Source organism: Nocardia nova (assembly GCF_002933465.1).
Lineage (GTDB): Bacteria > Actinomycetota > Actinomycetes > Mycobacteriales > Mycobacteriaceae > Nocardia > Nocardia nova_B.
On sequence record NZ_PSZE01000043.1, the window covers coordinates 1 to 14,497 of the forward strand.

Here is a 14,497-nt window from a genome sequence, read left to right on the forward strand (position 1 = left end):
TCGGAGATGTGTATAAGAGACAGGTGCATCCACCGGATTCGGCGGCATGAACTGGGCGAGTTGGGCGACGAGATCGCGTTCGATATCCGTCTTGGTCAAGCCCAGCCCCGACAGCACGCCGCTGCCGTCCTCCTGCTCGAGCAGCGCGAGCAGGAGGTGTTCGGTGCCGATGTAGTTGTGGCCGAGCCGAAGCGCCTCACGGAAGGTCAACTCCAGCGTCTTGCGGGCACTCGCGGTGTACGGAATGAGGGCGGGAACCTCGTCCACGGCCGCCGGCAGCGCCGCCGTCGCCACCCGGCGCACCGCATCCAGCGAGACCCCCGTGGCGACGATGGCATGCGCGGCCAGCGCGCCCGGCTCACCGAGCAGTCCGAGCACCAGATGTTCGGGCCGGATTTCCGCGTTGCCGGCGCGCCGGGCCTCCTCCATGGACGCCATCACCACATTGCGCGCGCGGGGCGTGAAGCGCGCGAACCCGGCGTTCGGGTCCATCGCGGGATCACCCGGTTTCGGCACGAAACGCTTCTGCGCGGCTTGTTTGGAGACGCCCATACTCTGGCCGATATCGGTCCAGGAGGCGCCCGAGCGGCGGGCCTGGTCGACGAAGTGGCCGATCAGATGATCGGCCACCTCGCTCATATGCCCGGCGACGAGGACGGCGTCGGACAGTTGTTCCAGGACGTCGTCGGGCCGGGCGCGTTTGATGCCTTCGATCAGATCGTCGAGGCGAATACGTTCGGTCATACGTCAACCCTAGGTTGACTTGCATGTCATAGTCAACCATTAGTTGACGACGCTTCAGGGGCGCGCCTGCATCGACGCGCCGCGCACGATCATCTCCTTCACCACCGCGGCCGGACGGCCGGTCAGGGCACGCGGCGTCGGGGCGTCGTCGGCGTGGACGAACTGCACCACCGCGTCACGACGCCCGAGACTGATGCACTGCAGGAGGTAGCGGAAACGAAGATCGTCCGGCTCCGCACCGCGCATCCGCGCGAGCGCCGACCGCGCGGCGTGGGATCCGGTCGGCAACGCCGTCGCACAGGCCATCCGCAATTCGCGGCCGCCCGGTCCGGTGATCGCGGCGCAATCGCCGGCGGCATAGACATGCGGGTCCGAGGTGCGCAACGTGGCATCCACCAGGACGCGACCGCGCGCATCGACCGCCAGCCCGGCGCGGGCGGCCAGGTCACTGGCAGTGAAACCTGTTGTCCACAACACCGTTTCGGCGTCGATACGGCCACCGTCGGCGAGCCACGCGCCGGCCGCCGCGACCTCGACGACCTTGGCACCGGCGTGCACCTCGACACCGAGCCGCTCCAGGGTGGCGGCGATATGCCGCTGCGCGCGGTCGGAGAGCCAATAGCCCGGCTGCTCCGAACTCACCAGCGCCACCGACAGTTCCGGATGTGATTCGGCGAGTTCGGCCGCGGTCTCGATGCCGGTCGCGCCGCCGCCGACCACCGCGACGCGGCCGCGCAGCGGTGGCAGCGCGGCGATGTCCTCGAGTGTCGCGACCGGATGGGCGTGGTCCCGCACGCCCGCAACGCTGTCGGTATCCGCGGCACTGCCGAGGGTGTACACCAGCGTGTCGTAACCCAGCACCGAACCGTCCGACAGCGAAACCTCCTGCGCCGCAGTATCTATCGCGGTAGCCCAGCCGCGGACGAAATGGGCGCCCCTGCGTTCCAGCATGGTCCGCAGATCCCGGCGCGCGATCGTCTGCCCGGCGGCGAGCTGATGCAGCCGCACCCGCTCGACCATTTCCGCACGGCTGTCCACGACCGTGATCCGCGCGCCGCGGGACTTGCAGAGTCTGCCCGCCGCGGCCAGGCCGGCATAGCCGGCGCCCAGCACGAGGATTCGGTGGGATGCGGTGTGATGTGCGTTCATGGGTGACTCCTTTTCGAGGCCGACACCCTTCAGACCGGACAGCCCGCCGACCCCTGACAACGAACAGTTGTGTTCCGCATCACTACCCGAGGCGATCGGCCTCCGCCGGCGCCGGGAAGCGACCGAAGTACGCGAGTTTGTCGGGATTCACCAGGATTCGGATCGCCGAGATCCGCTCGCCCTCCACGTCGGCCGCGCCGATCAACAGCAGGTCACCGCGGACCCGGGCCACGGCGGCCGGTGCGCCGTTGACCTCCTCGATGCTCAGTTCGAGGTCCTCGACCTCGCGGTGGAACAGACCGGCCAGATAGCGCGCCACCCGGGCCGCCCCGACCACGGGCCGGCGGGCCGCGCTCATCTTGCCGCCACCGTCGGCGACCGAGACGATATCGGCGGTGAACATCTGTTCCAGGGCAGCGATATCGCCGGCGCGGGCGGCCACGAGGAAGCGCTGGAACAGTTCCCGGGCGCGGGCGGGTTCGGCGTCGAACCGGGTGTGTTCACTGCGGACGTGCGTGCGGGCACGCCGGTAGAGCTGCTGCGAATTCGCCTCCGACAGCTCGAGCATGTCGGCGATCTCGCGGTGGGCGTAACCGAAGGCCTCGCGCAGGACGAAAACGGCCCGCTCGGCGGGCGACAACCGTTCCAGCAGCGTCAGCATTGCCAGCGAGACGAGTTCGCGCTGCTCGGCGGATTCCATCGGCCCGAGCTCACCCCCACCGGTCGGCACCGGTTCGGGCAGCCAGGGGCCGACATAGGTTTCGCGGCGTGTGCGCGCCGACTCCAGCCAGCTCCGGCACAGATTCACCACGACCGTGGTCAGCCAGGCCTCGGCGGACCGGATCTCGGCGCGCTCGGTGGCCTCCCAGCGCAGATAGGTCTCCTGAACGGCGTCTTCGGCCTCGCTCGCCGAGCCGAGCATGCGATAGGCGAGCGCGAACAGGCGGGAACGATGGCGTTGGAATTCGGCCAGACCCGTGTCGTCCATCCGCTCCGCCCTCCAGTGCAGGCCCGGTATTCGAGGGCGAGGTTACTCGCCGGCGGCACCCGGGTCGTGTTTCGGCCAGGTGATGTGCGGCAGCGTGATGTGGGGCAGCCGGGGCTCGCTGGTCGGCGGCGGCGCCGGACTCGGCGAAGTGTTGCGACGCAGGCCCGATCCGTCGCCGGCGGGTGTCGCGGTCGCGGTGAGAGAACTCGCGGGTGCGGCGCAGCAGGTCTTCGCATCGTCGTGGGCGCAGGCCGTCACGGTGACGGCGAGGGCAGCCGATGACAACGCGGCGACGACGAACTTGTTCACGAGATCTCCCCGGCTCGGGCGCCGCGACTGCCGCGGCGCATGCGAACACGGTGCGGCACAGCACTTGCCGATCTCGTATGGATTACTGAAAAGCCCAGCACACGCCGGGCCCGAGGCTATTGCGTGACCATCCCGATGGCAACCGCGACGGGCTTGTCGGCCTCACTCTTGGACAGGCACACCAGTTTCGCGGTCCCCAGCGCCACATTCGGGCTGCCGTCGAACTTCGAGCCGGGGTTCTCCGCCAAAATGCGGTCCATCAGGGACTTTTCACCTTCGATATCGAGTGTGCGGAACTCGCCGCAGGTGGTCTGTGAGGCCGGACCCAGTCCCGAGTTCTCCGGATGCGCGGTGGTGCCGGGAGTCTCGGTGGGCGTCGCCGGTGCGGGGGCGGTAGACGACGCCGGGGCCGGGGCCGAGGTCGCGACGGCCGAGCCGTTTCTGCGCAGGCCGTTGGCATCGGTGGACGAATGGTCGTCGCCGCCGCAGCCGGTGAGGCCGATGGTCAGCGCGCCCAGCGCGACCGCCGTCACGGTCAGTCGTTTCATCTCGTGCGTAACCCCCGAGTGGTCCGGCAACGCCGGATCTCCTCCGGCGCGCGCCGGATGCCCCCGGCGCGGCTCGCAGCGTACCGGCCACATCGGCCGTTGAAAACCCCGGCCTCGCGGTGGGGGCCGGATCTAATTGGCGCCCTTACGATTCGGCCGCAGCGGCGGCCGAACCACGTCCGGCGGCCGCCTCCAGCGGCAACCGCACGATGAATCGGGTGTCGCCCGGCGTGGACTCCACCCGGATATCGCCACCATGTTTGTTCACCACGATGCGGAACGAGATGTCGAGGCCGAGTCCGGTGCCCTCACCGACCGGTTTCGTGGTGAAGAAGGGCTCGAAGATCCGATCCCGCAACTCCTCCGGCACTCCCTGCCCGGTATCGCCGATCTCGACTGCGGCACAGTCGTTTTCTCGATACGTACGCACCGTCAGCGTGCCGGATCCGTTCATCGCAGCCACCGCGTTGTCGATGAGGTTGGTCCACACCTGGTTCAATTCCGCTGCGTAGCAAGGGACCTCGGGCAGTGCGCGGTCGTATTCCTTGACCACGGAGATGCCATCGCCGATCTTGCGGGCCAGCATCACCAGCGTGCTGTCGAGTAGTTCGTGAATGTCGACCACCTGGAACGGAGCCCGGTCCATCTGCGAATACTGCTTGGCCGCATGGACGAGCGAGGAGATGCGCCCGGTCGAATCGGTGATCTCGTTCATCAGCAATTCGGTTTCGACGGTGTAGTTCAGCCAGCGGATCGCGCCCTCGAAGACTCCGTCGTCGCAGTGTTCGAGAGTGCCCGCGACCTTCTCCAGCCAGTCGACGTCGAAGCCGGCCTGAACGAAGTTCGGGGCGAGATCCCATCCGTTGGCGATGCCGTGATCGGCGAGCCAGTCACCGAGCTCGTCCTCGCGGTCGGCGGCCTCCATCGCGGTGAGGGTCGGAGCCTTGGCCACCTGGGTGGCGGCCTCCTCCTGGAGCTGCACCAGCGCCTCGAGCGCGGCGGAGTCGAACGTGCCGTGCGCCATCATCTTCAGCTTGTGCCGCATACCGGCGACCCGATCTCGCAGCGCGGAGGTGGCCCGCACCGCGGCCGCCGCGGGATTGTTCAGCTCGTGGGTGAGACCGGCCGACAGCGAACCCAGCGCCAGCAGTCGTTCCCGCCGGCCGATGATCTCGTTGGTATTGCGGTTGCCGAAGAACGCGCCCTCCAGCAGATGCAGGGCCATCGGGAACCATTCCTGCATCATCCGGGCGAAGGTTTCCGCGTCCAGGACGAAGAACTTCGACGGCTTCGTCACCATCAGCGAGCCGGTGTAGTTCTGTTCGGCTCGCTCACCCATATACGCCGTCCACGCGCCGGCATACGAGCCGCGGTGGTCGGTACGGACGAGTTCGAGATTTTCGCCGGCCGACAGCTTCGAGAGCACGACCTCACCATCCATCAGGACGTAGAAGCGGGTCGCGGGCTCGCCCTCGTGGTAGACCGGGCCCGGCTCGAAGTATTCGACCCGGCCCTCCCGGCAGAGCCAGGCCAGCTGTTCGTCGTCGAGCTTCTCGAACAGGAACAGGGTGCGCAGTTCCGCGGGATCGCACAGAGTCCGGGAGCCGGTGACCGTGCGGTTGTCGTCGCTCACGTGCGCCTCCTATTGTTTGGCGAGGTATCGGTGGACCAGCATGACCGCCATCGCACCCTCGCCGACCGCGGACGCGACCCGCTTCGCCGATTCGGAGCGCACATCGCCGGCGACGAAGACGCCCGGGATGCTGGTTTCGAGATGATGGGGCGGGCGGGGCAGTTCCCAGCCCGGCGGCCGCGAACCGTCGACCATCAGATCCGGTCCGGCCAGGACGTAGCCGAATTCGTCGCGGACGACGAGTCCGTCCAGCCAATCCGTTTCCGGCGCCGCGCCGATGAACAGGAACAGCCGTTCGGCGTCGACCTTGTCCTCGGCACCGGTCGCGTTGTTGCGCAACACGATTCGTTCCAGATGATCGCTGCCGTCGGCGGCTATCACCTCGGTGTTGGTGTGCACCTTGATATTCGGCACGGCCTCGATCTGCTGGATCAGATAGTGCGACATCGACTGGTCCAGCGAACTGCCGCGCACCAGGATGTGCACCGTACAGGCATGCCGGGACAGGAAGACCGCGGCCTGCCCGGCCGAATTCGCCCCGCCGACGATGTAGACCTCGCGTTCGGCGCAGTCGGCCGCCTCGGTCATCGCCGAGCCGTAGTAGACGCCGCGACCGGTGAAATCGTCCACGCCGGGCGCGGGGTGGTGACGGTAGTTGACCCCGGTGGCGATGAGGACCGAGTGGGCGCTGACGCAGGAGCCGTCGGAAAAGAGCACCCGCCGCGCGGAACCGCACACCTCCAAGCCGACCACCTCGCGGGCGGTGATCAGCTCGGCGCCGAATTTCACCGCCTGGCGCCGCGCCCGATCGGCCAGCTGGGCGCCCGAAAGCCCGTCGGGGAAGCCCAGGTAATTCTCGATCCGGGAACTCTGCCCGGCCTGCCCGCCGGTGGCGGTCCGCTCGACCAGGACCGTGCGCAGACCCTCGGAGGCGCCGTACACAGCCGCACCGAGTCCGGCGGGGCCGCCGCCGACCACGATCAGGTCGTAGAACTCACCACTCGGATCGGTGCTCAGGCCGACGCAGCCGGCGAGTTCGCTGTCCGACGGGGACAGCAGCACATTGCCGCTCGGATCGATCACCACGGGGCACTGCTCGGCATCGGCGCCGGCGGCCTCGAGCAGGCGTTGCCCCTCGGGATCGTCGGCGAGGTACCACCGGTACGGCAGCTGATTGCGGGCCAGGAATTCCCGCACCTCGGAACTGCGCGCCGACCAGCGGTGCCCGATCACCTTCGTCTCGTGCACCGGGCGGCGGTCGTCACCGCGCCACGCTTCCAGCAGCGCGTCGACCACCGGATACAGCTTCTCTTCCGGCGGATCCCAGGGTTTGAGCAGATAGTGGTCGAGATCGACCACATTGATCGCGTCGATGGCGGCACTGGTATCGGCATACGCGGTCAGCAGCACCCGGCGCGCATGTGGGTGTAGATCGATCGCATTCTCCAGGAATTGGATGCCATCCATACCCGGCATTCGATAATCGGCGATCAGTACCGCGACCGGCTGGCCGCGCAATGTGAGTTCGCGCAGCACGTCGAGTGCCGAAGCACCGGATTCCGCGCGCATGATGCGATAGTCGGCTCCGTATCGCCGCCGCAGGTCGCGCACCACGGCCCGGGAGACACCCGGGTCGTCGTCGACACTGAGAATTACCGGTTTGACGGCAGCTGGTGAAGTCACATCGAAAAGTATGAGCGCCCCGGCGGCGAGTTGCCGAGGATGTTCGCTACGGGCACCACATCGATCACACCAGGCGATGCTCGACGAGATCGAGTTCGCTCGGCGTCAGCAGCCGTTCGAGCCTTTCCTCCCGCTCGGCCAGATTGCGGCGCGACCGCCGGCCGTGATTGCGGAAGGGGGCGACCACCGACGGCCCGGATTCCGAATCGGGAAGTAACGGAACCGATTCCGCCTGCCGACGATGGAGAATGGCGCGAATGTTCACGGCCGATCACCTCACAGGGACGTAGAAGCGCGTGCTCCGGTCGAATGCTTCGTTGCCTGCCGTAGTTGCCTATCCGCCATTGTGCGTCGGTTATTACGGCCGGCGAAACGGATCACATCAGAATGTGACCTAGCTGATCTTCAATGGAAAAGTGGTCTCCCCCACAGGGTCGCGCGTCCGGTTGCCACGTCTAGGATTGCCGTTACCGACTGTCATAACCACGCCCGTCACGATCTCGGAGGCAGCGTTGCCGAACCCCCTGGAAGCCACGATCGACATCTCCGCCACGCCGGACAAGGTGTGGGCAGTCGTCTCCGATCTCGGGCGGATGCCGGAATTCAGCCCCACCACGTTGAAGATGATTCCGCTGGGCACGCCGCGCGCCGGCACGTGGACGGTGAATCTCAACAAGGTCGGCCGCAAGTACTACCCGACCACCTCACGCATCGTGCGTTACGAGCCCGATCAGGCATTCGCATTCCGGATGAACGAGAACGGCACGGTGTGGAGCTACACCCTCGAACCCACCGCCGCGGGCACCCGGGTGACCGAGCGCCGCGACGTGCCGAACGGGGTGCGCAAACCGGTGCGGTTGATGATCGACGCACTCCTCGGCGGCGAGCAGCAGTTCGAGGCCGATCTGGTCGCGGGGATGAACGAAACCCTCGGCAAGATCAAGGTCGCGGCCGAGCGCTGACTCGGCGCGCCCTTCGCGCGCAGGCGGGTTCGACCGCGTAATTTGCCCGGTATGCGACGGAAGATGGGCGTTTTGGCGGTGCTCGCGGGAGCCGCCGTGCTGCTGAGCGGTTGTGGCAGTTCGGATTCGGGGACCTCGCGCGAGGTGACGGTGGTCGGTACCGGTCAGGTGCGGGGAGCGCCGGACACCCTGAACGCCGACGTGGGTGTCGAAGTGACCGCGCCCGATGTGTCCACCGCCATCGCGAACGCCAACGGCAAGGCCAAGGCGATCACCGACGCGATGGTGACCGCGGGCGCCACACGCGAGGACATCCGGACCACCGATGTGTCGGTGCAGCCACAGTACGGTCCCGACCACAACGTCACCGGCTACACCGCGACCAACACCGTGCACGTCGTGGTCCGCGATCTGCCCAAGGCCTCGGCCGTACTGGCGTCGGCGGTGCAGGCCGGCGGGAACGACACCCGCATCCGCGGCGTCTCGTTCGCGCTCGACGACAATTCGAAACTGCTGGCCGACGCCCGGGCCGGCGCCTTCGCCGATGCCAAGGCGCGCGCCAACCAGTACGCGGTGCTGTCGGGCCTGAAGTTGAAGGACGTGAAGACCATCAACGAGGCCAGCAGCGGGGAATCGACACCGCCGCAGGCCAAGTCTCAATTCGCTACTCCGGACGTACCTTTGGAACCCGGTCAGCAGACGGTGACCTTCACGGTGACGGTCACCTGGACCATGGGCTGACGCGCGCCGGCCGGAGGCGCGCGCACGTTCGACTCGGCTACTGCCAGTTGGGCAGTTTCGCCACCTGCGCGGCGTAGGACAGGCCCGCGCCGAAGGCGACCAGCAACGCCGCCGCACCGGGTTTGCTCTCGCCCGACCGCAGCATGGCCTCCATGGCCAGCGGAACCGAGGCGGCCGAGGTGTTGCCGGTCTCCTCGATGTCGTTGGCCAGTGCGCAGTTGGCCGACAGCTTCAACTCGCGCGCCATGATCTCGATGATGCGGCCGTTGGCCTGGTGCGGAACCATCGCATCGATATCGCCGAGGGTGAGGCCGGCCCGCTCGATCGCGTCCAGGCAGACCTTCTTCAGCGAATGGGCGGCCCAGCGGAAGACCGCGGTGCCCTCCATCGCCAGGTACGGGCGGACCGCGTCGGTTCCCTTTTCCTCGATCTCGCGGAAGAACTCCATCCAGTCCTTGTCCTGGCGGATGGCGTGATGCTGTTCGCCGTCCGAACCCCAGACGGTGGGACCGATGCCCGGCTCGTCGGACGGGCCGACGATCACGGCACCCGCGCCGTCGGCGAACAGGAAGGCGGTGCCGCGGTCGGCCGGATTGAACGTGTCCGTGAGCCGCTCGACGCCGATCACCAGCACGTGGCCCGCGGTGCCGCCCTTGACCAGATCCGAGGCCAGGCCCAGCGCATGGCAGAAGCCCGCGCACCCGGCGGAGATGTCGAATGCGGCCGGATTGTTCATCCCGAGCTCGGTGGCGATCTGCGGAGCGGCCGCTGGGGTGAGCAGCAGCCAGGTCGAGGTCGCGACGATGACGCAGTCGACCTGCTCGGCGGTGATTCCCGCGGCGGCGATGGCATCGCGCGCCGCGGCGGCGCTCATGCCGATGATGGTTTCGGATTCGGAGGCGAAGCGCCTGGTCCGGATGCCCGAGCGGGTGCGAATCCATTCGTCGCTGGAATCGATCGGTCCGGCGACTTCCTCATTGGTCACGACCCGGGCGGGGCGGTACACACCGAGCCCGAGCATCGCCGTGTGCTCCACCCCGGTGACTTGGGCGAGTCGAGCAGCCATCGCGCATCTCCTATGTACCTGCCGGCGGGCCGGAGAACCGGAAACTGGCCCCGGTCCGGGCGCCACCCGCTATCGAACGTTCCTTCATCGGGCCTCGAGGGCCAGCGCGCTCGTGGTTCGCGAACCGACGGTTCCACCGACGCGTCCGAGTGCTACGTGCGCGTAGACATGAGGCCCCCTCATATTAATAGGAATGCTAATCCCCAGGGTGGGTATTGTCACAATCGATTCGTGCAGAACCGGCTCGCAGACTGGTTCCGATACCGAACCGTGGCGAGACGAAGACGGCAATTTCCGACGAGTTTCCCTGGAGGACACCATGCTCGGTCTCGGAATCATCGGCTGGATCATCATCGGCGGCTTGGCGGGCTGGATCGCCAGCAAGATCATGGGCACCGACGCCCAGCAAGGCATCCTGCTCAATATCGTCGTGGGTGTGATCGGCGGCCTGATCGGCGGTTTCATCCTGCGGCTGTTCGGCGTCGACGTGCACAGCGGCGGATTCTTCTTCAGCTTCCTCACCTGCCTGGGGGGAGCGGTGATTCTGCTGTGGCTGGTGCGGCTGGCCACGGGGCGCAAAGCCGCGCACTGATCGGACGCGGCGGCGAGTACGCCCGATCGGGACCACGCCATGGTGATGCGGTGTCCCGTAAGGTGTGAGCGCGGTCCCGGAAGCTCCGCGGACCGACTGTCATCCGCGCACGAAAGAGGAGTCCGTGGCCCGCCGCCCCACCCCGCCCGGTACGTCCGAACGTACCGGGCTCGGTCATGTCGCCGACCTGGTCAAAGCAGCGATTCCGCCGCTGCATCCCGCAGGCCTGCCCTTCGTGGCCGCGCCGCTGGCGGTGGCGGTCCTGGGCGGACGGCGCCGGCGCTGGCTGCGCCGCGCCGGGCTGACCGCGGCCGCGGCCTCGGCGGCCTTCTTCCGGCATCCGCACCGGGTGCCGCCGAATCGGGCGAATATCGTCGTCGCCCCGGCCGACGGTGAGATCGCACTCGTCGACACCGCGGTGCCGCCGGCCGAGCTGAATCTGGGCGACACCCCGCTGCCCCGGGTGAGCATCTTCCTCTCGGTGCTCGACGTGCACGTGCAGCGCACCCCGGTCTCGGGCACCGTGCGCACCATCGCCTACCAGCGCGGCCAATTCCGCTCGGCGGATCTGCCGGAGGCCAGTTCGGTGAACGAGCGCAACAGCATGGTGCTCGAGACCGCCTCCGGTCAGCTGGTGACGGTCGTGCAGATCGCCGGACTGCTGGCGCGGCGCATCGTTTGCGAGGCCAAGGTCGGCGACGCGTTGAGCATCGGCGAGACCTACGGTCTGATCCGGTTCGGGTCGCGGGTCGACACCTACTTCCCGGCCGGCACCCGGCTGCTGGTCGAGCCCGGACAGCGCACGATCGGCGCGGAAACGGTGCTGGCCGAACTGCTGCCATGATCGAGAACACCGTGACCGAACCGGGTCGCCGCCGCCGCACGATCCGCCTGCTGCCGAGCATCGTGACGATCCTGGCGCTGTGTGCCGGACTGTCGGCGGTGAAATTCGCACTCGACGGCTCCCTCGACATCGCCCTGGCGATGATCGGCGCGGCCGCCGTCCTCGACACCCTTGACGGCCGGCTGGCCCGGATGCTGTCGGCCACCACCAAGATCGGCGCCGAACTGGATTCGCTCGCCGATGCCATCTCCTTCGGCGTCGCACCGGCCCTGGTGCTGTACGTGACCTTCCTGCGCCAGGACAGCGCGGGCTGGATCATCGCGCTGATCTACGCGGTGAGCATCGTGCTGCGGCTGGCCCGGTTCAACACGATCATGGACGACGACACCCGGCCCGACTGGGAACGCGAATACTTCACCGGCGTTCCCGCGCCGGCGGCGGCGTTGATCGCGCTGCTGCCGATCGCGCTGCACAGCCAGTTCGGCGAGGGGTGGTGGAACAACTTCCCGGTGGTGGCGGCGTGGACGGTCGTCGCGGCGCTGCTCGCCGTCAGCACGATCCCCACGCTGGCGATGAAGTCGGTGTCGGTGGCGCCGCAGGCGGCGGCACTGCTGCTGGTGCTGGTCGCGCTGGCCGCGGCCGCCCTGGTCACCTATCCGCTGATCCTGCTGATGGTGCTGATCGGGCTGTACCTGGTGCACATTCCGTTCGCGTGGCGCTCGCAGCGCTGGGTGGCGGCACGGCCGGAGACCTGGCATCACAAACCCGCCGAACGCCGCGCGCAGCGTCGTGCGGCCCGGCGGATGCCGCCGATCGGCGAGGGCGCCCGGCTGCGGCTGCGGCGGCCGCCGGGAATTCGCGAATCGTCTGCGCGGTTGCGGCTGCGCCGGCCGGGCGCGCGCTGAGCCGGGGAGCTCGATCCACCCGGCCGCCACCTGCCGCGGGCACACACGGCCGCTACCGTGCCGCGGGCACAATGGCAGACGTGCCTGAATTGTCGCTGACCGCCCGACTCAACCGCTCGGCCGCCGACGCCCGCCGGGGCGTGGTCCGCTTGCATTCCGAAGCGCTCGCGGCCCTCGGATTGCGGGAGTGGGACGGGATCAGCGTGATCGGCTCCCGGCGCACGGCCGCGGTGGTCGGCCGGGCGCCCGCCGATACACCCGCCGGAATCGCCCTGCTCGACGACGTGACGCTGTCCAATGCCGGGGTGCGGGAGGACGGCGCGGTCGTCGTGGCCCCGGTGACGGTATACGGGGCCCGGCACATCTCGGTGACCGGCTCGGCTGCGGCGATGGGCGCGATCGCGGAATCCACGCTGCGGCAGGCGCTGCTCGGCAAGGTCGTCACCGTGGGTGACGCGGTGTCGCTGCTGCCCCGCGATCTGGGGCCGGGCACCAGCTCCGCCGCCGCGACACAAGCGCTGTCGCGCACCTTCGCGATCGCCTGGACCTCCGAACTGCTGACCGTGACCACCACCGATCCCACCGGCGGCCCGGTCAGCGTGCAGCCCAACAGCGCGGTGGTGTGGGGTGCCGCGGCCCCGGCGGCCGACGCCTCCCACGATCCCCGGAGCGCGCTGGCGCCGAATCGTCCCGGCAGCCGGATGCTGGTGCGGGAGCGTCCCTCGGCCGTCCCGGTGGCGGATCTGGCCGGCGTGCGCGCGCCCGCGGCGAAACTGTCGGAATGGCTGAGCCTGGCGCTCGACGAACCGGAACTGCTGCGGACCCTCGGCGCCCCGCCGCATCTGGGCGTGCTGATCACCGGGCCCGCCGGCGCCGGCAAGGCGACACTGGCACGCGCGGTGTCCACACCACGGCGCATCGTGGAACTGGACGGACCGACCGCCGGCGCATCCGAGAGCGGCACCCGGTTGCGCGAGGTGGGGCTCGCGGTCTCGGAAGTCTGCTCCGGCGCAGGCGGAGTCCTGCTGATCACCGATATCGACGCCCTGCTTCCCGAGCAGCCGGAGCCGGTGGCGACGCTCATTCTCGATCAGCTGCGCGCCGCGGTGGCCACTGCCGGAGTGGCCTTCCTGGCCACCACCTCTCATCCCACCGCGGTCGACAGCCGGCTGCGCGCGCCCGATCTCTGTGATCGCGAAGTGGCGCTGACGCTGCCGACCGCCGCGGTCCGCGTGGAACTGCTGCAACAACTGTTGCGCAAAGTACCGACCGAGGATCTCGATATCGACGAGATCGCCTCGCGCACACCGGGATTCGTGGCATCGGATCTCGCGGCGTTGTGCCGGGAGGCGGCGCTGCGGGCGGCCTCGCGGGCCAGCCGCGATCACGCCGATCCGACGTTGACCCAGGCGGATCTGGTCGGCGCGCTGGAGGTGATCCGGCCGCTCTCACGTTCGGGTACGGAGGAACTCGCGATCGGCAGCCTGAGCCTCGACGACGTCGGCGATATGACCGAGACCAAACAGGCGCTCACCGAGGCGGTGCTGTGGCCGCTGCGGCATCCGGATTCGTTTGCGCGCCTGGGTATCGACCCGCCACGCGGGGTGCTGCTGTACGGACCGCCGGGCTGCGGTAAGACCTTCCTGGTGCGCGCGCTGGCCGGGAGTGGGCAACTCAGCGTGCATACCGTCAAGGGTGCCGAATTGATGGACAAATGGGTCGGCTCCTCCGAGCGCGCGGTACGCGAACTGTTCCAGCGTGCCCGTGATTCCGCCCCGTCGCTGATCTTCCTCGACGAGATCGACGCCCTCGCCCCGCGACGCGGCCAGAGCACGGACTCGGGCGTCGGCGACCGTGTGGTCGCGGCGCTGCTCACCGAACTGGACGGGGTGGAACCGCTGCGCGATGTGGTGGTGGTCGGCGCCACCAACCGGCCCGAGTTGATCGACTCCGCGCTGCTGCGTCCGGGCCGGCTGGAGCGGCTGGTCTTCGTCCCGCCGCCGGATGCCGCGGCCCGCGCCGAAATCCTGCGCACCGCGAGCCGTTCCGTGCCGCTGAGCGACGATGTGGACCTTGCCGCACTGGCCGCGGACCTGGACGGCTACTCGGCGGCCGACTGCGCGGCACTTCTCCGCGAGGCCGCGATGGCCGCGATGCGCCGTGATGTGGATGCCGCCGCCATCGGCGGCGCGGATGTGGCGACGGCCCGCGGCAGTGTGCGGCCCTCGCTCGACGCCGATCAGGTCGAAGCACTGCGGCAGTACGCCGGCAAGCGCGCGACACTCTGATTCGCCGCGCGCCTCCGACCGGCGCGCCCGATCCGGCAGGTCTGC

At 68.6% G+C, this 14,497-nt stretch carries 14 protein-coding genes; 6 read left to right on the plus strand and 8 right to left on the minus strand.

Going from position 1 to position 14,497, the window contains the following annotated elements; genetic code table 11:
* Positions 1-798: 798 nt before the first annotated feature.
* The 7 genes from C5E41_RS30920 to C5E41_RS30950 all read right to left on the minus strand — a co-directional run bounded on the left by C5E41_RS30920 (position 799) and on the right by C5E41_RS30950 (position 7,319).
* A complete protein-coding gene (locus tag C5E41_RS30920) occupies positions 799-1,893 on the minus strand; it encodes an NAD(P)/FAD-dependent oxidoreductase (protein ID WP_104379234.1) in 1,095 nt (364 codons plus the stop codon).
* 82 nt (positions 1,894-1,975) lie between these two features.
* Entirely contained in the window at positions 1,976-2,881 is a 906-nt protein-coding gene (locus tag C5E41_RS30925) for an RNA polymerase sigma-70 factor (RefSeq protein WP_104379235.1), read from the minus strand.
* A 42-nt stretch (positions 2,882-2,923) separates the two neighbouring features.
* Complete coding sequence (locus C5E41_RS30930) at positions 2,924-3,190, minus strand: hypothetical protein (protein ID WP_104379236.1); 267 nt, start codon at positions 3,188-3,190, stop codon at positions 2,924-2,926.
* Positions 3,191-3,306: 116 nt separating this feature from the next.
* The gene (locus C5E41_RS30935) at positions 3,307-3,738 is read right to left on the minus strand and encodes a hypothetical protein (protein WP_258081375.1); all 432 of its coding nucleotides are present in this window, start codon (positions 3,736-3,738) and stop codon (positions 3,307-3,309) included.
* 145 nt (positions 3,739-3,883) lie between these two features.
* The gene (locus tag C5E41_RS30940; RefSeq protein WP_104379237.1) at positions 3,884-5,371 is read right to left on the minus strand and encodes an ATP-binding protein; all 1,488 of its coding nucleotides are present in this window, start codon (positions 5,369-5,371) and stop codon (positions 3,884-3,886) included.
* 9 nt (positions 5,372-5,380) lie between these two features.
* Positions 5,381-7,054, minus strand: a complete 1,674-nt coding sequence (locus C5E41_RS30945) for an FAD-dependent oxidoreductase (protein WP_104379238.1) — start codon at positions 7,052-7,054, stop codon at positions 5,381-5,383.
* A gap of 64 nt (positions 7,055-7,118) precedes the next feature.
* Positions 7,119-7,319, minus strand: a complete 201-nt coding sequence (locus tag C5E41_RS30950) for a hypothetical protein (RefSeq protein WP_104379239.1) — start codon at positions 7,317-7,319, stop codon at positions 7,119-7,121.
* A gap of 247 nt (positions 7,320-7,566) precedes the next feature.
* On the opposite strand from C5E41_RS30950, the gene C5E41_RS30955 reads away from it, so the two are divergent.
* Together C5E41_RS30955 and C5E41_RS30960 are read left to right on the plus strand one after the other, a co-directional pair.
* Positions 7,567-8,016, plus strand: a complete 450-nt coding sequence (locus C5E41_RS30955; RefSeq protein ID WP_104379240.1) for an SRPBCC family protein — start codon at positions 7,567-7,569, stop codon at positions 8,014-8,016.
* Positions 8,017-8,067: 51 nt separating this feature from the next.
* Positions 8,068-8,757, plus strand: a complete 690-nt coding sequence (locus C5E41_RS30960; RefSeq protein ID WP_104379241.1) for an SIMPL domain-containing protein — start codon at positions 8,068-8,070, stop codon at positions 8,755-8,757.
* A 37-nt stretch (positions 8,758-8,794) separates the two neighbouring features.
* Here the strand turns inward: C5E41_RS30960 and C5E41_RS30965 are convergent, their stop codons facing one another.
* Entirely contained in the window at positions 8,795-9,823 is a 1,029-nt protein-coding gene (locus C5E41_RS30965) for a beta-ketoacyl-ACP synthase III (protein ID WP_104379242.1), read from the minus strand.
* 319 nt (positions 9,824-10,142) lie between these two features.
* Between C5E41_RS30965 and C5E41_RS30970 the strand changes: the two genes are divergently transcribed.
* The 4 genes from C5E41_RS30970 to C5E41_RS30985 all read left to right on the plus strand — a co-directional run bounded on the left by C5E41_RS30970 (position 10,143) and on the right by C5E41_RS30985 (position 14,452).
* Positions 10,143-10,415: a GlsB/YeaQ/YmgE family stress response membrane protein gene (locus C5E41_RS30970; protein WP_104379243.1), complete on the plus strand. Its 273-nt coding sequence runs from the start codon at positions 10,143-10,145 to the stop codon at positions 10,413-10,415.
* Positions 10,416-10,539: 124 nt separating this feature from the next.
* Positions 10,540-11,259, plus strand: a complete 720-nt coding sequence (locus C5E41_RS30975) for a phosphatidylserine decarboxylase (RefSeq protein ID WP_104379264.1) — start codon at positions 10,540-10,542, stop codon at positions 11,257-11,259.
* Positions 11,256-12,164 (plus strand): CDP-alcohol phosphatidyltransferase family protein, encoded by a 909-nt coding sequence (locus C5E41_RS30980; protein ID WP_104379244.1) that lies wholly within the window; start codon positions 11,256-11,258, stop codon positions 12,162-12,164. Before C5E41_RS30975 ends, C5E41_RS30980 begins: the two co-directional genes overlap by 4 nt.
* A gap of 71 nt (positions 12,165-12,235) precedes the next feature.
* Positions 12,236-14,452, plus strand: coding sequence for an AAA family ATPase (locus C5E41_RS30985; protein WP_104379245.1), 2,217 nt, complete (start codon positions 12,236-12,238; stop codon positions 14,450-14,452).
* Positions 14,453-14,497 lie beyond the last annotated feature (45 nt).